Consider the following 24571-nt stretch of genomic DNA (forward strand, 5'->3'; position numbering starts at 1 on the left):
ACTCTCATGCCACAGCCAAGGTTGACAACGGGTTTGCGACAAAGCCCCGCAATACAGGTTATCGTTTGGCGCAATTTTACAGGTTCCTATTAAGGAAGATGTATTAAAAACCGTCGTAATTGCTTCTTGTCTGGATGTTCTCGAGTTAGTTTGAATGGTCTGGACATAGGCGGGGTGGGAAACGTGGGGGACTGCCGGGTATTCCGGCAATCAAGAAATGGGTGAGATTCGAGCAGTTAGATCGGAGGATCTGGCGACCGTCGCCGGCCTGTTTCAGCGCCTGTTGCGCAAATCCGGCCGGCCGGCCGCCCCGTCGCTGGAAGCCTATCTCGCGGGCCTGTTTCTTCACGGGCCGGACCAGGATCCCGAAATCAATTCCCTGATCCACATCGGTGACAACGGTATTGTTTCCGGCTTCATCGGCGCGCTTCCACTGCCGATGCTGGTGGAAGACACGCCGCGGCGGGGCGCGGTCGCGGTCGCGCTGGTCGCGGACGATCGCGCTGGAGATCATTTTGCGGGTGCACGGCTGATGCGGGCTTTTTTGTCCGGACCCCAGGATATTTCGCTGACAGAGACGGCTAACCATACCTCCGCCACCATGTTGCGCAAGTTGCGTGCCACCGTGCTGCCCGATCATAGCCTCGAATGGCTTCGCGTCATCAGGCCTGCGGGTCTTGCTGTGGAACTGGCGGCTCACACGACCAAGGTGGCGCGCCTGTTTGCGCCCTTTGCCCTTCCGGTCGACGCGCTGATCCGGCGCGGCGCGGAATCGCGATGGTTCAATGTCGGCCACGCGCTGCCTGGCAAAGCGCTCCACAACAGGGATGCCGGCGACGATGAAACCCTGGCGCTTATCGTGCAGTTTACCGAAGCATACGCAGCAAGGCCGCAATGGACCGATGCCGGCCTTCGTTACCGGGTGGTGGAGTCCAGACGCAAGGCGCTCTATGGCAGTATGGTTCGACGGGCTGTCATAGCGCGGGACGGGCGGCCGATCGGGATGTTTCTCTACTATGGCGATCCAGGCCGCATCGGCCGCGTCTTGCAGATATTATCGGCGCCTGGACAGGCAGGCGCGGTGATCGACAGCATGCTCACCCATGCCGGCGAGCGGGGCATGGTGGCGCTGCGCGGCCGCACGATGCCGGCGCTGCTCGACGCCATGCTGGGCCGGCGCTTCATCTTTCTGCATGGTTCCTCAAGCATGGTGCATGCGCGTGATCCAGCGCTGCTGGAGCCGTTTCGCGCGGGCAAGGCATTCTTCAACGGCTTCGCCGGCGAGTCTTGGTCGCGATTGATCGGAGACAGTTTTGACTAGCGGCATCCCCATGCGATCGGGCGAACCATGTGCGGCATAGCCGGCTTTTGTGGCGCAAGCCTGCCGGACGATGACGCAGCAGGGCTGTTGCGGCGCATGTGCGCGTCCATTGGCCATCGCGGTCCCGACGACCAGGGCATTCATACCGGCGAAGGCGTCGGCCTGGGACACCGCCGCTTGTCGATCATCGACCTGTCGTCCAACGCAGCCCAGCCGATGGCGACCGCCAACGGACAGGTCCGCATCGTCTACAATGGCGAAATCTTCAACCACATCGAACTGCGGGAAATGCTCGTTGCGCGCGGCCGCCGCTTCGCCACCTCCAGCGATACCGAAGTCATCCTCCAGCTTTATGAGGAGATGGGGCCGGACTTCGTATCCTTGCTCAACGGCGATTTTGCCTTCGCGATCTGGGATGAGCAGCGCAAGCGCATGGTGTTGGCACGTGACCGCATGGGCGTGCGGCCGCTTTTCTACACATGGCGTGGCGGCGCGTTCTACTTCGCTTCCGAGGTGCAGGCGCTGCTTGAAGTGCCGGGTGTCGAGGCGGAGATGGACCTGATCGCCCTTGACCAGATATTTACGCTTTGGGCGCCGATCGCACCGCGCACCGCTTTCAAGGGCATTTCGGAGCTGCCGCCGGCCCAGATGATGACCATCGAGGGTGGCGCGGCTCACATCCGGCCCTATTGGGCGCTCGATTTTCCGGACGACGGCGGTGTCCCCGATCCACGCTCGCAAGGCGAGGTCGCGGAGGAACTGCGCGCGCTGCTGGAAGACGCGACCCGCATCCGCCTGCGCGCCGACGTGGAGGTCGGATCGCTGCTATCTGGCGGCCTCGATTCTTCGATCGTATCCGCGCTGGCCGTGCGGATGGCCCCGACGGGCTTCCGCACCTTTGCCGTTGGCTTCGACGATGCAGAGTTCGATGAGAGCCCCTATCAGGCAATCATGGCGCAGGCGCTGGGCTCGCGTCATCATTCCATCTCCTGCGGCCCCAGCGACATCGCGCGTGTCTTTCCTTCAGTGGTGCGCCATATCGGGCGGCCAGTGCTGCGCACCGGGCCCGCGCCGCTCTATCTGCTGTTCGAGTTGTTGCGCCGGGAGGGGCTGAAGGTAGCGCTGTCGGGAGAGGGCGCGGACGAAGTCTTTGCCGGCTACGACCTGTTCAAGGAAGCCCGCATCCGCCGCTTCTGCGCGCGCCAGCCTGACTCCAAAATTCGCCCGCATCTTTTCCGCCGGATCTATCCCTATCTGCCCTCGTTGCAGCAGCAGACGCCGGAATATCTCAACGCCTTCTTCGGTGCGGGTGCGGATACGCTGGGCGATCCGCTGTTTTCGCACCGGCCGCGCATCCGCGCCACGGCGGGAGCCAAGATGTTTTTCTCTCGCGGCCTGCGCGAAACTATCGGCGGCTATGACGCGGCCGAGGAACTGGCGGCATCGCTGCCCGAGGCCTTCGCGCGCTGGCATCCCTTGCATCAGGCCCAATATATCGAGACCAGCTTTCTGCTACCCGGCTATATCCTGTCCAGCCAAGGCGACCGCATGGCGATGGCGCATGGGGTCGAGACGCGTTTTCCTTTCCTCGATCACCGGCTGGTCGAATTCGCAGCACGCATTCCCGCAGGCCTGAAGTTGCGCGGCATGCGCGAAAAGCATATTTTGCGCGAGGCCACTGCCGACCTGTTGCCGCCGTCGATCAGCGAGCGACCCAAGCAACCTTATCGCGCGCCTGACAGCAGCGCTTTCGGCGGCCAGACCGGCCTCTATGCGGCCGAACTGTTCTCGCCAGAGGCGATCAACGCGAACGGCCTGTTCAATCCGCAGGCGGCCGCCAAGCTCCTGGAAAAAGCCCGCCGCAATGCCATCGGCGGCTTTCGCGACAACGCCGCTTTCGTAGGGATGCTTTCCACGCAACTTTGGTCGCACGAATTTACCAATCCAACCGGCCGTAGCCTTCATGAGCCCACTGCCTAACCCACCACCGCCGATCGAAAAAGGCCTTGCCATGTCCAACCCCATCAATACCGATATCCGCGCCTTCATCGTCGAAAATTTCCTTTTCGGGGATGAAGGCTATGCGCTTGGCGACGAGTTGTCGCTGATCGACGCCGACCTTGTCGACTCGACCGGCATCCTGGAAATGGTGACCTTTCTCGAGGAGCGCTTCGGCATCACCATGGCCGATGCCGACATCGTGCCGGCCAATCTCGATTCCATCGCGCGCATCTCGGCATTCGTCGCGGGCAGGCGCGCAAGCGTGATGGCCGGCTGAGAAGCGGCCATGCGTGTCGAGGCATTGCTGCGGCAAAGCGCGGCGGCTAATCCCGACAAGACCGCCATCGTCGCGGATGGCGCGCGGCTGAGCTATGCCGATCTGGACGAAAAATCCGATCGCCTCGCCGCCGCCCTGCTGGCCCATGGCACAGGCCAGGGCGACCGCGTCGTCGTCTTCATGGAAAATATCTGGGAAACGGCCGTCGCCATCTTTGCCGTGCTGAAGGCCGGCGCGGTGTTTTGTCCGGTCAATCCCTCGACGAAGGCGGACGGGCTGGGTTTCGTCATGCGTGACTGCCGCCCGCGCGCTGTACTGACCCAGGCGAAGTTCGCCGGCCTTTGCGCCGAGGCGGGCGCCGCCTTGGCGCACGCGCCGCTGATCATTGCCGCGCGCGCATCAGACGCGCCGACAGAGGGCGGCATCACCTTCGAGGATTGTTGTGCGCGCGCGGAACGCGCGTTGCCGGAGATTGGCGCGGATGCCAACCTTGCCATGATCATCTACACCTCCGGCTCCACCGGGCGGCCCAAGGGCGTGATGATGGCGCATGCCAGCATGGACGCAGTGTCGGGTTCGATCGCGACCTATCTGGAAGCAACCGCCGAAGGCGTCGTGCTGAGCGTGCTGCCGCTGTCTTTCACCTATGGTCTCTACCAACTCGTCGTTGCGGTACGTGTAGGCGCGACGCTCGTTCTGGAAAAAAGTTTTGCCTTCCCACATGCCATTTTGGAAACGGCGCAGGAACAAGGCGTCACCACCATGCCGCTGGTGCCGACCATGGCGGCGATCATTCTGGCGATGAAGGAGCCGCCGCCGCTGCCCGGTTTGCGCACCATCACCAACGCGGCCGCGCCCTTGCCGCCGGTGCATCTGGATGGCTTGAGAACGCTGTTTCCCGGCGCGAAGCTCTATTCGATGTATGGCCTGACCGAGTGTGCGCGCGCCACCTACCTGCCGCCCGAAGAACTCGACCGCCGGGCGGGATCGGTTGGCAGGGCCATTCCGGGCACACAGGCGCTGATCGTGGATGAGGCGGGCCAGCCGGTTGAGCCGGGGACGGTAGGCGAACTCGTCGTTCTTGGGCCCCATCTGATGCGCGGTTATTGGGAAAACGCGCAAGCGACGTATGCCGCTTTGCGCCCCGGCTCGAAGCCGGGGGAAAAGCAGTTGCATACCGGCGATCTTTTTCGTGCCGATGCGGACGGCTTTTTGTATTTCGTTGGCCGCAGGGACGACATGCTGAAGATCAAGGGCGAAAAGGTTGCACCCCGCCAGGTGGAAGCCGTGCTGCACGCCTGTCCGGGCGTGGTGGAAGCCGTGGTCGTCGGCGTGCCCGACGAAATCCTCGGCATTGCGCTGCACGCGGTGGTCGTGGCGTCCGATCCGGCGCTGGCGGAGCGGGTCGTCATTCGCCATTGCGCCCGCAACCTGCCGGATTTCATGGTACCGAAGTCGGTGGAGTTCCGTGCGGAGTTGCCCAAGACGGCAAGCGGCAAGGTCATTCGGCGGCTTGCCGCCACAGCAGGAGATTGAATGTGACGAACACCATGCCCTTTTGCGCCAGCACGCTCGACATCGACGTGGAAGCCGAGGCCGCTCGCATCGAGGCGGCGCTGCGCGCGCAGTTGCGGGGCGTGGTACGCAAGCGCGGCCTGGTGCTGGGTCTGTCCGGCGGCATCGATTCCAGCGTTTGCGCAGCCCTTGCGGCGCGCGCGATCGGGCCGCAGAACGTTTTTTGCCTGTACATGCCGGAAAACGATTCCGACCCGGAAAGCCTGCGGCTGGGCAAATCCGTAGCAAGCGCATTAGGCCTGCAAGGCGAGGTCGAAAATATCGGTCCGACGCTTGAGGCGATGGGATGCTACACGCGCCGGGATAGCTTCATCCGCGAGGTGGTGTCGGACTATGGGCCGGGCTGGACTTCGAAGGTGGTGATCGCCAGCGCTTTGAGTACGGCGGGGTACAATATCTCCTCGCTGGTGGTGCGCAGCCCCGACGGCGAGACGCGGCAGCACCGGCTGACGGCGCCTGCCTATCTCGGCATCGTCGCCGCCACCAACATGAAACAGCGCACGCGCAAGCAACTGGAATATTTCCACGCCGACCGGCTGAACTACGCCGTGATCGGTACGCCCAACCGGCTGGAGTACGACCAGGGCTTTTTCGTCAAGAACGGCGACGGCGCAGCCGACGTGAAGCCGATCGCCCATCTCTACAAATCGCAGGTCTATCAGCTTGCCGAGTATCTGGGCGTTCCCGAGGAAGTGCGCCGTCGCCCGCCGACAACGGACACCTATTCACTGGCGCAGACGCAGGAGGAGTTTTATTTCGCCCTTCCGTACCAGAAGATGGATCTATGCCTCTATGGCCTGAACAATGCGGTGCCGGCTGTAGAGGTAGGAGAGGCCGTAGCGCTGAGCGCGGAGCAGGTAAATCTGGTCTGGGCCGACATCGCCGCCAAGCGCAAGGTGGCGCGGTATCTGCATTTGCCCCCGCAACTGGTGACGACCGTATAGCCCATGGGTTGACAGGTTCTGTCGCAAACTTTTCGGAAAGGTCAAGGCCGCATGACAGTGCTCCTTCTTTCCGGGGTTTGTCATGTTCAAAGGCCGTCGTCACAAGGTCGAGCAAGCGCGGGTCTGCTTGCAGTCCTGGTAATATATTCAAGGGAGATCGACGTGGCGTCGTTATTCCGGGCCGTCCGCGCTGCGCAGTTGAACCCTCCTGTCAAAATCTGAAAATCGGCTGCGCCGCCAGGCAATGCTAGTTGTTTGATCCCTGGCTTTGATGGTGCGATCTTTTCCATTGAATGGAAGGAGGACCACCCGTCGCTTTCGCGACCTTCAACAGGCGCATCAGCAATCGCTTGGCAGCCTTGGCGTTGCGGCGGTTCTGCACGATCTCGTCAAGGACATATCCATCCTGATCGACGGCCCGCCAAAGCCGATGTTTCTTACAGGCGATGCTGATGACGACTTCATCCGGATGCCAGATATCGTTCGGGCCTGGACGCTTCCTTTGGAGTCGGCGGGCATAGTCCGGGCCGAATTTCAGTCCCCATCGACGGATGGTCTCATAGGAAACGACAATGCCGCGCTCCAGCAGCATTTCTTCGACCAAGCGCAGGCTCAGCGGAAAGCGAGAGTAGAGCCACACCGCATGGGCGATGATCTGGGGCGGAAAACGGTGGCGCTTGTAGCTGATGGGCGAGGTGTTCATGCGCCTGCATCTATCGCAGCGGGTCCGAACAAGCGGTTATCGTGACAACACCGCCGCCGCCAGTCAGGGCGTCACCCGCGATCAGTTCGTCTGGACCCAGGACGCCTATATACCGCCATCCTGCAGCTATGTCTTAACCGAGGCCATGGCGGGTTAGTGCACCGGCAGGGATCGTCCTTGCGCCCCATTGACACCCGGCAGCTCACTGGCATATCGTTTCTATTATCAAAACATCGTTTCAATAGATGAAACAAATGAGGAGTTGCTTTGACCCCTTCGGGAAGGATCATCGACCCATCCGCGAATGCCGCGCCAACAGGGGCCGAGGCCGGCACGGGCACATTGGACCTTGCCCTGCGCATCGTTGAATTTCTTTCCTACCAATCCCAAGTATCAGTTCGATGAGGAAGCGAGGCGGAAGCTGAAAGCGCAGAAGGAGCGCCGGACGGCCGCTGAGATGCGTGACCCGCTGAACCCTACAACGTTAAGAATTCCCGAACCGACCATAATACAAGAAATACGGCGGGGTCGGAGATCCCAATTCCATGGAGTTTTGTTGACGCCGTTGTGAGCGGCGCGGCATTTGCGGTGGTCTATTTCCTATAGCAAGAAAGCCCCTGCCGAAGTGGGGCTGGGAGGGAGCACCTACCGCAACCGCATTTCAATCCTTTCCCGGACCACTTGGTAAATATGATACGTTTTCGGGTGAGAGCGGCGGTGCAAAAACCTACCACGGTAGCGGCGGGATAGTCCCGCTTCGGGCGGTGTAAAAGCCGGCCACCTATTTTCCTTCTGCGACAGGAGCAGGAGGGTTGGGGATCTATACCGTGGAATTATATCTGAAGGTTCGTCTGGCCTGTTCTGAAGGAATGAGTCGACGTCAGGCTGCAACGCATTTCAACATATCGCGCGATAGCGTGGCCAAGATGATGTCGTATTCGACGCCGCCCGACTATCAGCGCCAGTCACCGATCCGGCGGCCCAAGCTGGATGCGTTTGTTTCAACGATCAATCACCGGCTTGATGAGGACGTTACCTGGAGTTCGGCATCGAAATCATCCGACGATCCGACACCCAAAAGGGCTTCGAGGTTCTGCATCGCCGCTGGGTGGTCGAGCGGATCTGCTCCGCAGAACAACACATCCATGATGTTCAAAACGGACTCTTAGCATTATATAGCACACATAGAAAAGTCCAGCCGTTGGGCATCGGCCTTTAGGCAGGCATCAGAATTCCTACCCGTGGATTCCGACCACCGTGCTTATGTTTGTAGCCATGTCCGTCTTGCCTTTGGCACCAGACCAGTGCGCGCCCGTGATCTTGCGCGCGATCACCGACAGTGAGGGCTAGACCTTCGCCTCGAAGGCAAAGCCGGTTTCCAGCACATCGACGACATGCGTTCTGCCGTTCCAGTCTCGCAGCAGCGCGGCACCCGGCAGAAGACACCTCCGTGCCGCTTAGCGCTACTCGGGCGGCGGCGATGGGACCGCCAGCCTGATCCCCAGTGTTAGTTATCAGACCGTTGCGGTCTAAGCCTCTTCTCGACCCGATCCATCGCCGCCCTGATCAACAAATCCCGACGAACACCATGTGGGGGTGGCATTTGTAAATCTTCGCCCATCGAACAGCGAGTTCAACACGCAAGAGGTCGCCCAAGGCTGCGATCTCCGCGGCAATATCAAGCTTTCCCCGCATGAGGATCACGCGCCCTTTGCTCTATCGTCGATGCGATAGCAAGGGACACCATCCTTGCCGATCTCATTTACCAGAGGGAGGCTGAGTTTCTTCCCACCAGCGCCGATAGAAACCCGCGTGCCTAGTGTGCTTTCCAATCGGTTGAGACCGCACATTGCTAGCGCGAGGGTTCCAGCGCTGCTTCGCAATTGCGAAGAAAATTCGTCGCAAAGCAACAACGGATTTTCTTGACATTAAATATGTTTTCCTGAACATTCCGATTGTTCGAGCATCTTCTCGCGCAAAGAAACGCAGTTGGCCTTGGGTTAAACCTTGGAGGTGGTTCTATGGAGATAGCGCTGGTAAACAACGCTGAAGAGGAAGATCTAGGGCGGCGTATTGATAGAATGCACGCTCAAGACCGGGTGGCGCTGATTATTTTTGTCGTTGCTCTTTGGATAACGCTGTTATTTACGTTCTTCAAAATATGGCCTTTCATATCTGTGTCCGCCATCAAGATCGTGCTGATAATCGCAGGCGGTTTTGTTCTCACGCTCAATACCGCGGCGATAGTCGCGATGCTCAAGCATTACAGCGAAGACAGGCATTTCATTTATGGGCTTGATCTCAAGCATCTCGATGCGATGCGTAAGCGGCGGGGCTGAATCAATGGCATACCAACCCAAAGAGCAGGGGCTTGTTGCCCAGATTATCGACGTTATTACCTTGCTGGTCCTCACCGTGGGGGCTCTCTACATTCCACTTTACATGGGGCTTGCCGGGGCCGCCAAAACACCAAATCCCATCGCAAATCCCACCTGGGAAGCGTTGGGCCAGAACCTGGACGAGCAGAAGCAATGGGCCGCTTTGGGCATCACCGACCCTGCGGCCGCCAACGATATGATCACAGCACGCTTCGACTACAGTTTTAGCTGGATGGCGCTGATCGTCATGGTCGTCCTTGTCATAGGCTATTTCGTTCTCGTGGTGAGGCTCTCCGACAGAGAGTATCGGGACGTCATAGCTGAGCGGTTCGGATCGAAGCGCTAGAGTATCAAACCGAAAAGCGGTTACCGGTTATCGGATTATTCGATGCTCAATCAAAGTCAGAGCGGCCTTTGACGTCGGGTTGGACGCACGCTCTCGGGGAGGGACACTTATGGATCTGTGGAACGCTCTGGAGTACGCGGCGTGGGGCCTTTCTTTCGTGTTTGGCGCCCTTCTCCTCGTCGACCTCATCCGCATCGACACGACCTATGACAACGACCTGCTGACTTCTTCTCGCGAAGGCGAGTTCGAAGCTGTGCAGGAACGTCATACGATTTAAGGGACGATGACGATGGCGAATGTACCTTCAGCCAAGGCAGAGCCGGAACGGCTTCAACTGCTCCGCGTACTTGGCCCCGCCCATGTGTGGGCGCTTGGCGTCGGAATCGTGCTGGTCGGCGAATACATGGGTTGGAATTTCTCGGTCGGCAAAGGCGGCATGATTGCTGGCCTGGTCGCCTGCTGGGTGGCGGGCCTGCTCTACACCTGCGTGGCGATGATCGATTCCGAAGTGACCTCCACGGTCGCGGCCGCCGGCGGCCAATATGCGCAGGCCAAGCACATCGTCGGCCCCCTGATGGCCTTCAACGTCGGCCTTTTCCTCGTGATGGCATACACGATGCTGGAAGCGGCCAACGCGATAACCGTGGGTTTCCTGCTCGATGCCGTTGCCGGGATGCAGGGGCATTCGGGACTCCACCAGCAGCCGTTCATCGTCCTCGCCGTCATGTTCCTGGCGTGGCTCAACTATCGCGGCGTGCTTGCCACGCTGACATTCAACCTGGTGATCGTGGCGGTCGCGTTCACGGCTGTCTGCGTGCTCTTCCTTGCCGTCAATCTGGGTGTGTCGAACGTGCCGCTCGACTTTTCGGCCGTTACCTCTGAACCGCTTCCCTATGGCTGGGTGGGTATGATCGCTGCCCTGCATTTCGGCCTCTGGTATTATCTCGGCATCGAAGGCACTTGCCAGGCAGCCGAAGAGGTGCGTTCTCCGGCGAGATCGCTGCCTTACGGCACCATGGCGGGCATCATGACGCTGCTGATCGCCGCGACGATGACATGGTACATGTGCTCCGGCCTGATCCCGTGGGAATATCTCGGCCAGGCGGGTACGCCGCTGTTCGACGCGGCACGGGTAACGGGCAATAGCGGCCTGATGGTCCTGCTTTTCATCGGGACAATCTTCGCGACGCTGGCATCCGCCAATGGCTGCATCAACGACGCCTCGCGGGCATGGTTCTCAATGGGCCGTGACCGCTACCTTCCAAGCTGGTTCGGCGCCGTCCATCCGGTCTATCGCACGCCATATCGGTCGATCGTATTCCTCGTGCCGATCGCGCTGATCTTTGCGCTCGGCGCGCCGCTGGATCAGGTTGTTACGTTCTCCATCCTGTCGGGCCTTCTCGGCTACACTTTCATGACGTTCAATATGGTTATGTTTCGCAGGAAATGGCCGCTGGGCACGATAAAGCGCGGTTACGTGCACCCGTTCCACCCGTTGCCGACGATCATCCTCCTCATCTTGTGCTCGACTGCTTTTTTTGCGGTATTTCTGGGCTACGGCACCCAGCTGATCGCGATGATGTGTTTCTACATCGTGGCATCGCTCTGGTTCCATTTCCGGCGCTATCAGTTCGTGCGCCGCGGCGATCAGTTCACGATGCCTTGGCCGAAGCCGCAAGGATATTGACCAGATCATTGCGGCGGCGCCGTATCGTCGCCGCCGCATTTTTTATGGAGTGAAGCGCATTCGGCCGCCTCACTCCAAGCCAAGGTAGGCAGTATGGCCTCAAGCATAGCCTTTGTGATCTTCGTTGCGGTTTCGGTAGCCTGGCTGTCGATACGTGCGCTGCAGGATCATCGCGCTGCGCTCAAGCTAAGGCACGGCCTCCTGAATTCAGCGGCGCGACTTTTCTCCGATGCGAAAATCACTCTGGCCCGCGATTCCTTTCCGGTTCTTGTCGGGCGCCTGCCCGATCGCCGGCGGGTGACAATCGAACTCATTGCCGACACAATGGTCTTTCGCAGACTTCCGCAGCTCTGGCTGAAGGTAACACTTAGTGAAGCAGCTGCGCGCCGACACCCCTCAATCGGCGCGCTTGCCCGGCCCACGGGCGCCGAATTCTATTCAATCGTCCACGGCATGCCCGAATGGATGACGCCACCGCAAACTGGCGCTTCGCTGCTGATGCGAGGCGATGGTCGCGCCTCCGCTGCACAGATAGTATCCGTCTCAGCGCTTTTCCGGTCGCTTTTTTCAGACCCGGGCGTGAAGGAAGCGGCCATCACCCCGCGCGGCGTGCGGCTTGTTCGGCAAGCCTCGGAGGGCGATCGCGGCGCTCACCTTCTGCTGAGGCAAATTCGATTCCCTATCACTGAGATATCGCAAGAGCTCGTCCATCTCGCGATCTCCGAGGCCGAAGCCCTTAGCGAGGTTTTGAATGAAGAATTTGCGGTTCCTGAACATGCAACGCTCTGACGCGCAATCCGTGAAGAAGCCGATCTCGCCGTACGTGGTGCTCGCACTTGCTGTCGCGCTGCCGGGCGTTGGCCATATCGCGATCCGCGAGGCTCCACGCGGGCTGGTGTTTGCACTCTTCGTCGTGCTTTTTTCCGTGCTGACCTATGTGATGACCACCCCCGATCAATCCTTTGTCGCACGGCACGCCGGTGGGCTCTTCGTCTGGGCGCTTTCGATTCCCGATGCCTATCGGCGTGCCCGATTGCGGTACGTATCAAAGCTTCAGGCCGCGAGTTTACTTAAGTGAGGGTTAAGAACAGATCGACACACATGAATGACGTTGGATAATGCCATTAGTTTTGAGCGACGACCGCAGTCCTTGGATCGCATCTTTCGAAAAGTAAACGCGGCCACTGGGTCCGGTTCGCGTTGGAGCGCGCCTGCGGACCAGATAAGATGCTCGTCAGTCGCTTCGTTGGCTAGGAAGAAAGAAGCTGGAGAAAATCCTCCTGTTCACCGTACCGTTAGGCCCGGCGAGCGGCGAGACGGGAAAACAGGATCGACGACCATCATTTCGGTAGGGGTATTTGTTTTCCAGACCAGGTGAGTCCATATCCGCTTGGCGAAAAGCGCAAGGTTCCAAAAGTGAGGACAGCAGTTCCCGACCTTCGGACCGGCCCTGCGGAATCCAGCGTGAGGATACGGCAGGCTCAAAACTTGACGGCCGTCCTGCGTCAAGATTCGCATGCGGTCCATGAGCCCAAAAACCTCATGGAGGCGGCAATTGGGCGGGAGGTGCGGGCGCTTCGTAGGCGGCATGGCATGACCGTGATCGGGCTTGCCAGTGCTGCATGCATCTCGGTCGGCATGGTGTCGAGGATTGAAAACGGGACCATATCCGCGTCATTGACAACGCTGCAGGCGTTGGCACTTGCCTTGGCAGTGCCACTTACGTCACTGTTGCAACGCTTTGAAAAAGAACGCCACGCAGCCTTCGTCAAATGCGGGGCGGGTGTGGAAATTAGCCGAGGCGCCGCTACCGGCCGCCAAAACAATCTTCTGGGCTATATCGGTGCCCGTTCCAGGGTTTCGATCGAGCCCTATCTTACGATCCTGACCAAGGAAACCGATCCGCTTCCACTTTTTCGGCATGCAGGGGTTGAATTCCTCTACATGCTGGAGGGCGAAATCATCTACCGCCACGGCAGCAGGCTTTACCCCATGCTTCCGGGCGACAGCCTGTTCTTTGACGCTGATGCGCCACACGGTCCCAATAAGCTAACGAAATTGCCAATACGCTTCCTGTCCATCGTCTCCTATCGGCTGGAAGGCACTGAGGATTGACCTCGCAATCTAAGCGCCGCGATGAAGATCGTGATGAAGTAGCTGAGTTGCTGGGGACTGTTTAACGGATCCATCCCTAATCGACCGGAAAGTTGAGCGACGCGTACTGGATTGTAGTCAAGAACGCAGCGGAAAAGGCTTCCCACGTGACCGCCATCAGCCGGCGCCGCCGCTGGCGCGGTACGATCTATCCAAATCCGACGCGATACTGGTCGCCGCAATCGAGAGCAATGTTCCCTACCACATGATTGCGCGAACCGTGATCGCTGACTTCCAACAAATGATCAAATCCAAGGCCGTCGACAAACTCGACCGCTGGCTTCAACACGCCGCCGCCAGCATCGTCGCTTCATTCGCGAATGGCGTCAGGAAAGACATCGCCGCTGTTCGAAACGCCATCTCGTCTCCCTGGTCAAACGGCCGGACCGAAGGTCAGATCACGAAGCTCAAACTGATCTAACGGCAGATGCATGGGCGCGCAAAAATTGACCTGCTTCAGGCAAGATTGATCGGAGCCACGTAGCATCCGTCCTTCAGCAAATGTGCGTCAGACCCCTTATTGCGCGAAAATACGGGATCCCGATTCCGCGATCATTGACAGACGGACACATGCCTCTTTTCCCAGCCGTCACTGAGGGTCAACGAATACTGGCACGCGCCGGCACAGGTTACCTTCGAAAGTGAAGAGCAAATTCGACCTTTCGATCATAGGCGCGTGCCTGTCCGGATGGATGTACCGCTTTATAGGTTCGCTGGAGAATTGGTTCATAAACAAAGGTCTATCATTGGAACAAGCCCGACTTATGGTGTCAGGCAATGTTGCGTGAGCTGCGGCGTACGCCCGGATCAACCCTCAGCGCAGTCCGCGTGATATATCGGATGAGATTGCCACTGACGGCATCTAAACCAAAAGCTGGCCTTGATATTTTCCTCGCGGATGAGGCAACAAGCCCCTGGGTCAAGGCTTTGGACGTCGTATATGAAAAGCTTGCTTGAATATGCCCCGAATGAAAGTCTTTATTTGTTTGCCGCTGCGGCTTGACCGTGTAGCGCTTTGGCGCGCAGAGCGTATCCGTCAAGTCGGCATAGCTAACACTTAGTTTCTGTCCCTAGCGTGCTGATTACGCGGGAAACAGGAATGCGGCGGCCGGATCGAAGAACACCTGCCGGTTTCCCGACGCCTCGCCACCGTGCGTGTCGGCCATGTCGGCGGTCGGCCGGATATCGATTTCCTGGCCGGTTACGGTTCGCGCCACCACCCGCTGCCGCTCGCCGAAGAAGGCGCGGTCGACGATTTCGACCGCAAGCCCGGCGGTTGCCGTACCGGCCTTGAGGCGAAAGGCTTCCGGCCGCACCATCAGCCGCGCCTTCTGCCCGCGCTCGATGGGCTGGCCGGCCTTCACGCCGCTGACGACCTCACCGCCGGCAAGACGGATCGTCGCCACCCCATTGGCGGTTTCAAGGCATTCGGCAGCCAGGAAATTCGAATTACCGATGAAGCCGGCTACGAAGTCGGTTTCCGGGCGCAGATAAAGGTCCTCGCCCGTGCCGACCTGTTCGATACGGCCGTCCTTGAACAGGGCGATGCGGTCGGAAAGATGCAGCGCCTCTTCCTGGTCGTGCGTGACATAGAGGATGGTCACGCCGGTCTCCCGATGGATGCGGCGGATTTCGGCCTGGATTTCCTCACGCAACTTCTTGTCGAGGGCGGACAGCGGTTCGTCCATCAACAGGATCGGCGGATCGTAGGCGAGCGCCCGCGCCAGTGCCACCCGCTGCTGCTGGCCGCCAGAAAGGGCACCCGGACGCCTGTCGGCGAAACTCTCGAGCCTGACCAGCGCCAGCATGTCGGCGACTTTGCGCTTTACCTCGGCATCCGGCCGGCGCCGCACCCTGAGCGGAAACGCCACGTTTTCGGCGACGGACAAATGCGGAAACAGTGTGTAGCGCTGGAACACCATGCCGATGTTGCGCTTGTGGGAAGGCACCGCAAGCAGCGACTTTCCCTGTAGCAGCACGTCGCCCGCCGTCGGGTCCTGGAAGCCGGCGATGGCGTAGAGCGTCGTCGACTTGCCGGAACCCGATGGCCCGAGGAAAGTCAGGAATTCGCCCTGCGGAATATCGATGGTGACGTCATGGACGGCGACCACCGCGCCGAACGTCTTGCGGATGTTGCGGATCGAGAGGAAAGGCTGGGTCATTTCGAGAACCTCCGACGGATTAGCGCCGTTGCGATCATCAGGAACAGGGTCAGGAGGACGAGCAGGCTTGATGCTGCGGCGATGACCGGGCTCAAATCCTGGCGCAGGCTGCCCCAGATCTTGACCGGCAGCGTCTGCAACGTCGGGCTGGCCATGAAGATGGCGACGACGACCTCGTCCCAAGACGCGAGGAAGGCGAAGATTGCCGCCGAGAAGATACCGATCTTGATCGACGGCAAGGTAATGCGAAGCTTCGCCTCAAACGGACTTGCGCCGCAGACGATGGCCGCATCCTCGATTGACTTGTCGAAGCCTTCGAGCGCGGTGGCAATCGGGATGATGGCGAAGGGCAGCGCCAGAACCGTATGGGCGATGACGAAGCCGATGGTGGTGCCGCCCAGCCCAAGCCGCAGGAAGAAGGCGTAGATGGCAATGGCGAAGACGACGACCGGCAGCACCATCGGCGTCAACAACAGGCCGCGCAGGATTTCGCGGCCGCGAAAATTGCCCCGGACCAGCGCGAAGGAGGCCAGCAGCCCGATGACCACCGCGAGAACCGCCGTCAGCGCGGCGATGCGCGCGCTGGTCAGCGCCGCTTCGAGCCAGGACGGGTCGGCAAAAAGCTCCTGATACCATTTGAGCGTCCAGCCGGGCGGCGGAAAGGCGAGCCAGCGCGACGAACCGAACGACAGAAGGATGATGAAAACAACCGGCAGCAACAGGAAAGCGCCAACCAGCACCGTGAAGCCGAGAAGGGCCACACGCAGCGGCCGGCCCATGCGTTCGTAGTCGAGCAGCATCAGACGCCTCCCGCCAGACGTTTGGCGCCGACGAAGCGCAATTGCACCGCATAGAGCGCCATGGTGAAGACCAGAAGAATGAAGGCGGCGGCGCTGCCGAGCCCCCAGTTGAGCAGCGACTGGATCATCTGGGCGATCATTTCGGCAAGCATCATGTTGGACGTTCCGCCAAGCAGTGCCGGCGTGACGAAATAGCCGAGCGACATGACGAAGACCATCAGCCCGCCGGCGGCGATGCCGGGAAGCGAAAGCGGCAAAAGGATGCGGCGGAAGGCGGCGAATGGGCTCGCGCCGCAAAGCGAAGCGGCGCGTAAAATCATCGGATCGATCGCGCGCAGGGTTCCGACCAGCGGCAGGATCATGAAGGGCAGCATGATATAGACCATGCCAATGGTGACGCCGGTGAGGTTGTTGATGAGCGGTAGTGGCTCATCGATGATGCCCATTGCCATCAGGGTCCGGTTGATGACGCCGGTGCGCTGCAAGAGAACCATCCATGCATAGGTGCGGGCGAGCAGATTCGTCCACATCGACAGGATGATGACCCCGAAGACGATGGAGCCGAGCGCCGGCGGCATGATCGCCAGCATCCAGGCGACCGGAAACGCCACGACAACCGTGACGATGGTCACCACCGAGGCGACGAGGAATGTGTTGAAGAATATCCGCGCGTAAGTGCCGTCGCCGAACAGCGCGGCATAGTTCTGCCAACCGAGGACCGGTTCGGTGACGCTACGCAACAAGAGCGCCACGACTGGCACGACGAAGAACAGCGAAATGAGGACCAGTGCCGGCAACGCACCGAAAAGGCCGGACGGCATGGCGAAGGAAGTGCGGCTTGCGGCTTGCGACATGATGCTGATCCGGATCGTCCGGACGCCGGGCGGCGTCCGGACGGCTTGCGGGAGGATGACGGGTTTACTTGGCCTGCCAAGCGTACCAGCGCTCGGCGATGGCGTCGCGGTTCTGCGCCCAATAGTTCATGTCGAGGTCGATCTGGCCGTCGGTATGGGCGTCAGGCAGGGACTTGACCACATCGGCCGGCATTTCGGCCTTGGCGGCGGTGTTGATGGGTGCATAGCCGGTCGCTTCGGCAAACGATGCCTGCGCCTTGGGGCTGGTCGCGTTGGCCAGGAATTTCATCGCCGCGTCCTTGTTCTTGGCGCCCTTGGGTACGACGAGAAGGTCGGCGGCCGTCAAGTTCTGGTCCCACGATACGCCGACATCGGCGCCTTCCTGCTGAAGTGCGAAGACGCGGCCGTTCCAGAGTTGCCCGAACGCCGCCTCGCCGGAAGCTAGCAACTGCTGCGACTGCGCGCCGCCGCTCCACCAGACGATGTCCGACTTGATAGTGTCGAGCTTCTTGAAGGCGCGGTCGAGGTCGAGCGGATAAAGCTTGTCGGCGGGCACGCCGTCGGCGAGCAGCGCGATTTCGATGACGCCCGGCGCAGACCATTTGTAGAAGGTGCGCTTGCCCGGATATTTCGTCAGGTCGAACATGTCGGCCCAGTTCTTGGGCTCGCCCGACACGGTGCCCTTGTTCCAGGCCAGCACGAACGAATAGTAGAAGCTGCCGACCGCGTGATCGGTGGTAAAGCGCGGGTCGAGGTCGGCTTTCGGCACGACATTGAAGTCGATCGGCTCAAGCAGGCCGTCCTTCGCCGCCTTGATGGCGAAGTCGGCCTCGACGTCGACGACGTCCCAGGCGACGTTGCCGCTTTCGACCATGGCCTTCAGCTTGCCGTAGTCGGTCGGTCCGTCCTGCAGGACCTTGATGCCGGATTCAGCGGAGAACGGCTCGGCCCAGGATTTGGTCTGCGCATCCTGCGTGGTCCCGCCCCAACTGGTGAACACCATTTCGGCGGCACTGGCGGTACCCGCCATCAAAAGGCCCGCGGCCAAGCTCAATAGCATACGTTTCATGTTTTCCTCCCTGTGTGGCGCCCATGCTTCATGGACGGCTCATTAAGTTCCTGCAGAACGGGTTCACCGCATGACGAACGGATCGGGGATCGGCTCGTCCGAGGTTCTTATCCAGACCGACTTGCTGCGCGTGTAGTCGCGGATCGCATCGAGCCCGCCCTCGCGGCCGAGGCCCGACTGGCCGTAACCACCGAAAGGCACCAGCGGCGACACGGCGCGATAGGTGTTCACCCAGACCACGCCGGCATGGATGTCGCGCGCCAGGCGATGCGCCCTGGCAAGATTGGTGGTGAAGACGCCGGAGGCGAGGCCGTAGGGCGTGTCGTTGGCCAGCGCCAGCGCCTCCGCTTCGTTGTCGAAAGCCAGCACGCTGAGCACCGGCCCGAACAGTTCTTCCTGCACGCAGGGCAGCTTCTGGTCGCTCGCCTCGATGATGGTCGGCGAATAATAGAAGCCGTCGGGATGGCCCTCTGGACGCATCCCGCCGGTGACCAGGCGGCCACCGGCGGCGAGGCTCTCGGCGACGATCTTTTCGATCCAATCACGCTGCTTGAGAGTAGCGAGCGGCCCCATTTCGGTGGCGGCGTCCTGCGGGTCGCCGATCCGGATCGCCTTGGCCTTTTGAGTCAGCCGCGCCAGAAATTCATCCTTGACCGAACGCTCGACCAGAAGGCGGGAGCCGGCGACGCAGCTTTGCCCGGTGGCGGCGAATATCCCCGCCACGACCGCATTGGCGGCGCTGTCGAGATCGGCGTCGGCAAACACCACGACCGGGCTTTTGCCGCCGAGTTCGAGCGTGGTGAAGGCGAGGTTTTCGGCGGCGTTTTTGACGATTGCGCGCGCCGTCGACGGACCGCCGGTGAAGGCGACACGCGAGACGAGCGGATGGCTGGTCAACCGCTTGCCGCAATCATGGCCGAAGCCGGTCAGGATGCTGACGGTTCCGGTCGGAAAGCCGGCCTCCTGCACCAGTTCGGCGAAGGCGAGCAGCGGGGCGGGGCCATCCTCCGAGGCCTTCAGCACGACCGTGCAGCCGGCGGCCAGCGCCGGGCCGAGCTTGACGGCCGACAGGAAAAGCTGCGAATTCCAAGGCACGATCGCGGCAACCACGCCGATCGGCTCGCGGCGGATGGTGACGTCCATATCCGCCTTGTCGATCGGCACATGGCTGCCTTCGTGCTTGTCGGCCAGCCCGCCATAGTAGCGGTAGTAGTCGCCGACATAGGCGATCTGGGCGCGGGTCTCGCGGATGATCTTGCCGGTGTCGCGCGTTTCCAACTGTGCTAGGCGCGGCGCGTTGGCGACGACGAGATCGCCCAGCCGAACCAGAAGCTTGCCGCGCGCCGTCGCAGTCATCGTCGCCCACGGCCCCGATCGCAAGGCGCGGTGCGCCGCCTCGACGGCACGATCGACGTCGGCCTCCGTCGCCGCCGGCATCGTCGCCCACGCCGTTCCTGTCGACGGATCGAGGCTTTCAAAGGTCACCGACGGTTCGTCGAAACGGCCGTCGATGAAGTTGCAAAATGAGGTTGCGGTCATGGCCCGGCTCGGTTTTCGCTTAGTTGAAGGCCGGCATTACCCGGTCGATGAAAAGCTGCAGCGATTTCTTCTTGCGCTCATGCGGCAGGCCGCTGTCGATCCAGATAGAATACTGATCGTAGCCGAGGGCCTCATAGGCCTTGAGCCGGCCGATCACCTCGTCGGCCTCGCCGATCACCAGGGTTTCGCGGATCTTGGCCGGCGCATATTGCGGCATGGCGGCGATTTCTTCTTCCGTAAGCGCCTCGAGGATACCCTGGTGCACCGGCTTCTTGTTCTGGAACCAGGCACCGAACTGGCAGTAGAACTGCGACAAATCGTTGGTCAGGCGCTCGGCCTCAGTCGCGTCCTCGGCGACGAAGGTGTGCATCAAAAGCATGATTTCCGGCCGCTCGATCTCCGGATGGGCGGCGCAGGCAGCATTGAAGCGCTCCATCAGGCTGGTAACCTCGCCGTCGCCGGAAGCCAGCGGCGTCACCTGCACGTTGCAGCGGGCAGACACCGCGAAATCGTGCGAATTGGGATCGCGCGCCGCCACCCAGATCGGCGGGAACGGCTGCTGCACGGGCTTGGGCGCCGAGGTGGTCGAAGGGAAGGACCAAAATTCACCGGAGAGCTCGAAGTCGCCTTCCCACAGGCCACGAATGGCCGGGATGATCTCGCGCATGCGCTGACCGGCGCCCCATGCGTCGAGGCCGGGGAAAAGCCGCTGGTATTCATAGCTGTAGGCACCGCGCGCAATGCCGATATCGAGGCGGCCGCCGGTGATGACGTCGGCCATCGCGGCTTCGCCGGCAAGCTTGATCGGGTGCCAGAAGGGGGCGACGACCGTGCCGGTGCCGAGCCGGATGCGCGTCGTCTTGGCTCCGAGATAGGCAATGTTGATGAACGGGTTGGGCGAGATAGTGAACTCCATGCCGTGGTGTTCGCCGATCCACGCCGTCTCGAAGCCGGCAGCTTCCGCCATCAGCACGAGGTCTTCCAGTTCCTTGACCAGTTCCGTGTGCGGCTTGGCCGGATCGGAGCGCTCCATGTGAACGAAAAGCGAGAATTTCATTGTGGTCACCCGGGCTTTGACGAATGGGATGTGGCTGATGTGGGGTTCGCGAGCGGGGCTTTTGCCAAAGGGCTTTTTGCTAACGGTCGCACCTCGCCCTCGCGCTCGTTGCCGACATAAATGCCGAAGGCGTCCTCGGTCCGTTCGCGCACATAGCGCGCCAGCATGGAACACACGGCAGGGTCGGCGATTTTCAAGTTCGCAATCCGGTCGATCTCGACCAGACGGGCCTGACCGTCGCTCGAACAGGGAGCGTCGAGCGTACCCAGATAATAGACGTGCGAGCGCGAGGATTGCCCGGCATCGTCCCATACCGCAAACAGGAATCCGAGTTGGGCCTGGATGGCGCGGGCGGACAATTTCCCCATCAGGCTCTTTGCGTTCTCGGCCGTGCCCAAACCGGCGCCGGCCGGCAGTTCACAGGTTCCGTCCGGCTTTTCGAAGAACAGCACACGGCCTTCGTCTTCGAGAATGACGCCGACTTCCATGTTCTGCGGCGCCGACAGCAAGGCTTCCTGGCTGAGGCCGAGATTGACATAGGCGCCCCGGCAGAAACCGAGCGGCTGCGCGCCGTTGTGGGAAAAGCCACGAACCCGGCCGATCAGGATCGAGTGGTCGCCGGCATCGATCAACTGTTCCATGTCGCAATCGAACGCCGCGACCGAATTGTCGATCATCGGGCTCGCTGTCGATCCTGCATGCCATTCGACGGTATCGAACTTGTCGGCGGCTTTCGACGCAAATATGCCGGAGGCGGCCTTTTGCTCCTCGCTCAATATGTTGACGGCGAAGCCTTTCGAGGCCGAAAAGACCGGGTGGCTGTGTGCCTTCTTGGCGATGCAGACGAGCACCAGCGGCGGATCGAGCGATACAGACGTAAATGAATTGGCGGTAAAACCCCTAGGTTCCCCGTCGGGACCGATGGTGGTGACGATGGTCACGCCGGTCAGGAACGAGCCGAGCGCGCGCCTGAATTCCATCGCATCGAAAGCGGCATCCATTTTTGATCCCTCCGTTGCCTTCGCGCCGTCGCCGCTTTCGAGAAAAGCGAGGATGTGACGGGTGACCTTCTCGGGCGAGGCGAGCGCCATCATGTGCTTTTGCCCGTCGAGGACGAGGCAGCTTCCCTGCGGCGCGAGGCGGGCCATCGCGGCGGACATGGACGGTGAGGAATTGCGGTCTTCCGATCCGGTCATGAACAGTGCCGGCATGGCGAGTTTGGGCAGGCGTTCGGCATGCTCGTTATCGGCGCGCGCGAAAAGACGGTAGGCGCGGGCATAGCCCTGCTGGTCGGCGCTTTCTAGGGCGGCGCGGGCCATCGCCGCCGCATCGGTCAGTTCCGTCGATATCGGCTCGCCGAACCAGCGGGCAACCGTGGCGGTAATGCCGGCAGGGTCGCCGTGGCCACTGAGGTCGGCGGCACGAGCGCGAACCGCTTCGGCAAGCGCCGGCGAGCGGCGGAATACGGCGTTGATCGAGACGAGACGGCGTATCCGTTCCGGCGCGGCAAGCGCCACTTCCTGCGCGACAAGCGCGCCCATCGAATGGCCGACGACAGAGGCACGGTCGAGACCGAGATGGTCGAGCAGATGGATAACCTGCCGGGCATAGTCCGACAGGCTCGCCTGCTCCGGCGGCAGCGGCGAAGCGCCGTGCCCCAGCATGTCGATGGCAATCACGTCGTAGCGGCTTTTCAGCCGGTCGATCTGGGGCTGCCAGATCGCCGCATTCATGCCGACGCCGTGGACGAACACGATCGCCTCGCCTGCACCGGCACGCAGATAGGCCGTACCGTCAGGTGCTTTCTCGCGAATGCGAGCCGATGCGGCGAGACGCTCAGCCATGGAGGTCGCCGAGCTCCTCGAGGTCCTTGTAGCGGTCGCCGATGCGGTGATGCGGGCGGCCGCCGATCGAAGCGCCCAGCGCGATCACCAGTTCGTCGGGCGCCGGGGCGTCGGGGATCTGGAAATGCACGGTCAGATAGTGCGAGCGCCGGCCCGCGTCGTTCTTGTCCATCAGCGGGATCATGATCGGGGTGCCCGGCCCGCCACGCAGATTGGTGAAGGCGAGGTAGGTCTCGGCACCGACAGCGCGACGATAGTGATTACCGAAATGCAGCGTGTGGATCAGCGCTGAAGCATGCTCAATTTCGCCGGCGGTGCCGCAGATGGCCGCCTTGCCATAGGCTTCGACGGCTTCGCCCGAACCGGCGACCGCGAGCATCTCGCGGGTCAGCAACTCGCCGAGCACCGGCGCGTAGGCCCTTATCTCGGGCGACAGATCCTCGACGAAACCCTTGCTTGCCCACGGATTGGTCAGAACCGCCGCGACGCCGAACAGGCGCAACGGCTGAGGCGCCGCTTTGCCACCCTCGATCAAAGTGGTCTCGCTATAGGTCACGATCTTTCGAATGGCGGCGTTCATGGCGGTGGTCCCCGGCTGGTCTACTACGGCTTACATTTTGCGTGCCGTATTATGGTATACCATGTTATTATCTCCCCGAGGACCTTGTCAACGCCTATTCGAATCTGATTTCGGTCCGTTCATTGAAGGAACCAGCCATGAGCGATACGCTGCGCATTGAACGTTCGATGAAGACGCTGCGCACATTGACGCTCGAGCGAATGCGCGACGCCATCATGACTTTTCATTTCCAGCCCGGCGAGCGATTGGTCGAGCGCCCGCTTTGCGATCAGCTCGGCGTCAGCCGCTCGGTGGTTCGCGAAGTCCTGCGCCAATTGGAGACCGAGGGCCTGGTGCAGATGGTTCCGGGACACGGACCGGCCGTCGCGCGCCCGGACCTCGACCGCACCGACGAGATCTACGAATTGCGGGCGCTGCTGGAAGGCGTCGCGGCGCGTGCCTGCGCCATGACGGCGACAGACGAACAGATCGTCGGGCTCGATCATGCGTACGAAGATCTTCTCAAGGCGTGGGCTTCGAGTATCCCCGTTGAGGTGATGCGGGCGGTGACGCGGTTCTATGAAAAGCTGTTCGCCGCTGCCGGTAAGCATATCGCCTGGGAAATCGTGCAGGGGCTGAATGTCCGCATCAACCAGTTGCGGTCGATGACCATCGCCTCGACCAACCGGCGCGAACCGGCGATTGCCGAGATGCAGGACATCATGCAGGCGATCCGGGCGCGCGACGCCGACAAGGCCGAAGCCGCCGCCCGGCACCATGTCGAGCAGGCCTGGGCGATAGCGCGGCAATCGCTAAAGAGCAGCTGATTTTTCCTCCTGAAACCACTCTCAGCCCAGGAACCGTTCAGGCAATGATCGAGCAAATGACGATTGATCCACGAAACCCCTTCGGAGATTCCAAAGGGATGAAGATGTTTCGGTGCTGGTTCACAGGCGGAGAATGTTTTGAGTACTTCAGACGTCAAAACACCTTTCGCGCGTTCAGGAGTGGTGACAGCAAATTGCTGTGGTCCAACCTCGCGAAAGAAGTTCGTTATTACGTCTATCAGCAGCCGGACAAAGGCTGACTTGTAGTCCCCATAGATGTCCGCGATGATGATCGTTGGCGGTGGCAAGTCATCCAGGATTGGACGCCGAACGATCCCGTGGCCATCAGGACTGGCATGCCCGACGGGCCGCATGTTGAGAACCGAGACACCGAATTCGCAAGCCGTCCAACTTGGCGCAATGCGACCAGCGCGCTGAAGCCGGGCCAGAATGTGTTTCATTCACGCAGAAGGG

22 protein-coding genes and 2 pseudogenes are annotated in these 24571 nt (G+C 61.0%); 15 read left to right on the forward strand and 9 right to left on the reverse strand.

Annotated features, from left to right (window positions below; translation table 11 throughout):
• The first annotated feature begins 217 nt into the window (after positions 1-217).
• The 5 genes from ACX3P0_RS22485 to nadE are packed head-to-tail and all read left to right on the forward strand — an operon-like array spanning position 218 to position 6118.
• The gene (locus ACX3P0_RS22485) at positions 218-1321 is read left to right on the forward strand and encodes a hypothetical protein (RefSeq protein WP_459092077.1); all 1104 of its coding nucleotides are present in this window, start codon (positions 218-220) and stop codon (positions 1319-1321) included.
• A gap of 27 nt (positions 1322-1348) precedes the next feature.
• Complete coding sequence (asnB, locus tag ACX3P0_RS22490) at positions 1349-3301, forward strand: asparagine synthase (glutamine-hydrolyzing) (RefSeq protein WP_459092079.1); 1953 nt, start codon at positions 1349-1351, stop codon at positions 3299-3301.
• A 31-nt stretch (positions 3302-3332) separates the two neighbouring features.
• Positions 3333-3599, forward strand: a complete 267-nt coding sequence (locus tag ACX3P0_RS22495; RefSeq protein WP_459092081.1) for an acyl carrier protein — start codon at positions 3333-3335, stop codon at positions 3597-3599.
• 9 nt (positions 3600-3608) lie between these two features.
• Positions 3609-5135 carry a class I adenylate-forming enzyme family protein gene (locus ACX3P0_RS22500; protein ID WP_459092083.1) on the forward strand — a complete coding sequence of 509 codons (1527 nt, stop codon included), beginning with the start codon at positions 3609-3611 and terminating at the stop codon, positions 5133-5135.
• Positions 5136-5149: 14 nt separating this feature from the next.
• A complete protein-coding gene (gene nadE, locus ACX3P0_RS22505) occupies positions 5150-6118 on the forward strand; it encodes an NAD(+) synthase (RefSeq protein WP_459092122.1) in 969 nt (322 codons plus the stop codon).
• Positions 6119-6416: 298 nt separating this feature from the next.
• Here the strand turns inward: nadE and ACX3P0_RS22510 are convergent.
• A pseudogene (locus ACX3P0_RS22510) lies at positions 6417-6821 on the reverse strand (IS6 family transposase); the annotation flags it as partial.
• An 827-nt stretch (positions 6822-7648) separates the two neighbouring features.
• Between ACX3P0_RS22510 and ACX3P0_RS22515 the strand changes: the two are divergent.
• The 9 genes and pseudogenes from ACX3P0_RS22515 to ACX3P0_RS22555 all read left to right on the forward strand — a co-directional run.
• Positions 7649-7852: pseudogene (locus ACX3P0_RS22515) on the forward strand (IS21 family transposase); the annotation flags it as partial.
• 990 nt (positions 7853-8842) lie between these two features.
• Complete coding sequence (locus tag ACX3P0_RS22520; RefSeq protein WP_459092085.1) at positions 8843-9160, forward strand: hypothetical protein; 318 nt, start codon at positions 8843-8845, stop codon at positions 9158-9160.
• Positions 9161-9164: 4 nt separating this feature from the next.
• Positions 9165-9545: a hypothetical protein gene (locus ACX3P0_RS22525; RefSeq protein WP_459092087.1), complete on the forward strand. Its 381-nt coding sequence runs from the start codon at positions 9165-9167 to the stop codon at positions 9543-9545.
• Between the two features lie 109 nt (positions 9546-9654).
• Positions 9655-9822 (forward strand): hypothetical protein, encoded by a 168-nt coding sequence (locus tag ACX3P0_RS22530; protein ID WP_459081362.1) that lies wholly within the window; start codon positions 9655-9657, stop codon positions 9820-9822.
• 12 nt (positions 9823-9834) lie between these two features.
• Complete coding sequence (locus ACX3P0_RS22535) at positions 9835-11232, forward strand: APC family permease (protein WP_459081341.1); 1398 nt, start codon at positions 9835-9837, stop codon at positions 11230-11232.
• Between the two features lie 93 nt (positions 11233-11325).
• Positions 11326-12021, forward strand: coding sequence for a hypothetical protein (locus ACX3P0_RS22540; RefSeq protein ID WP_459092089.1), 696 nt, complete (start codon positions 11326-11328; stop codon positions 12019-12021).
• Positions 12022-12031: 10 nt separating this feature from the next.
• Complete coding sequence (locus ACX3P0_RS22545; protein WP_459092124.1) at positions 12032-12310, forward strand: hypothetical protein; 279 nt, start codon at positions 12032-12034, stop codon at positions 12308-12310.
• A gap of 338 nt (positions 12311-12648) precedes the next feature.
• Positions 12649-13347, forward strand: a complete 699-nt coding sequence (locus ACX3P0_RS22550; RefSeq protein ID WP_459092091.1) for a helix-turn-helix domain-containing protein — start codon at positions 12649-12651, stop codon at positions 13345-13347.
• Positions 13348-13591: 244 nt separating this feature from the next.
• The gene (locus ACX3P0_RS22555) at positions 13592-13807 is read left to right on the forward strand and encodes a hypothetical protein (RefSeq protein WP_459092128.1); all 216 of its coding nucleotides are present in this window, start codon (positions 13592-13594) and stop codon (positions 13805-13807) included.
• A gap of 661 nt (positions 13808-14468) precedes the next feature.
• Here the strand turns inward: ACX3P0_RS22555 and ACX3P0_RS22560 are convergent.
• From ACX3P0_RS22560 to ACX3P0_RS22595, 8 genes are all read right to left on the reverse strand, one after another.
• A complete protein-coding gene (locus tag ACX3P0_RS22560) occupies positions 14469-15548 on the reverse strand; it encodes an ABC transporter ATP-binding protein (RefSeq protein ID WP_459081345.1) in 1080 nt (359 codons plus the stop codon).
• Positions 15545-16348: an ABC transporter permease gene (locus ACX3P0_RS22565; protein WP_459081346.1), complete on the reverse strand. Its 804-nt coding sequence runs from the start codon at positions 16346-16348 to the stop codon at positions 15545-15547. The genes ACX3P0_RS22560 and ACX3P0_RS22565 overlap by 4 nt, the downstream gene beginning before the upstream one ends.
• Positions 16348-17202 carry an ABC transporter permease gene (locus ACX3P0_RS22570; protein WP_459092093.1) on the reverse strand — a complete coding sequence of 285 codons (855 nt, stop codon included), beginning with the start codon at positions 17200-17202 and terminating at the stop codon, positions 16348-16350. Before ACX3P0_RS22570 ends, ACX3P0_RS22565 begins: the two co-directional genes overlap by 1 nt.
• A 64-nt stretch (positions 17203-17266) precedes the next feature.
• A complete protein-coding gene (locus tag ACX3P0_RS22575) occupies positions 17267-18271 on the reverse strand; it encodes an ABC transporter substrate-binding protein (RefSeq protein ID WP_459092095.1) in 1005 nt (334 codons plus the stop codon).
• A 63-nt stretch (positions 18272-18334) separates the two neighbouring features.
• On the reverse strand, positions 18335-19810 hold the full coding sequence (locus tag ACX3P0_RS22580) for an aldehyde dehydrogenase (RefSeq protein WP_459092097.1): 1476 nt from the start codon (positions 19808-19810) through the stop codon (positions 18335-18337).
• Between the two features lie 19 nt (positions 19811-19829).
• Complete coding sequence (locus ACX3P0_RS22585) at positions 19830-20867, reverse strand: LLM class flavin-dependent oxidoreductase (RefSeq protein ID WP_459092099.1); 1038 nt, start codon at positions 20865-20867, stop codon at positions 19830-19832.
• A gap of 5 nt (positions 20868-20872) precedes the next feature.
• Positions 20873-22711 (reverse strand): alpha/beta fold hydrolase, encoded by a 1839-nt coding sequence (locus tag ACX3P0_RS22590; protein WP_459092101.1) that lies wholly within the window; start codon positions 22709-22711, stop codon positions 20873-20875.
• Entirely contained in the window at positions 22704-23291 is a 588-nt protein-coding gene (locus ACX3P0_RS22595; RefSeq protein ID WP_459092103.1) for an amino acid synthesis family protein, read from the reverse strand. Before ACX3P0_RS22595 ends, ACX3P0_RS22590 begins: the two co-directional genes overlap by 8 nt.
• A gap of 137 nt (positions 23292-23428) precedes the next feature.
• Here ACX3P0_RS22595 and ACX3P0_RS22600 point away from each other — a divergent pair, with 137 nt between their 5' ends.
• The gene (locus tag ACX3P0_RS22600) at positions 23429-24097 is read left to right on the forward strand and encodes a GntR family transcriptional regulator (protein WP_459081352.1); all 669 of its coding nucleotides are present in this window, start codon (positions 23429-23431) and stop codon (positions 24095-24097) included.
• Positions 24098-24571: the final 474 nt, after the last annotated feature.

The organism is Mesorhizobium sp. A556 (assembly GCF_054489545.1).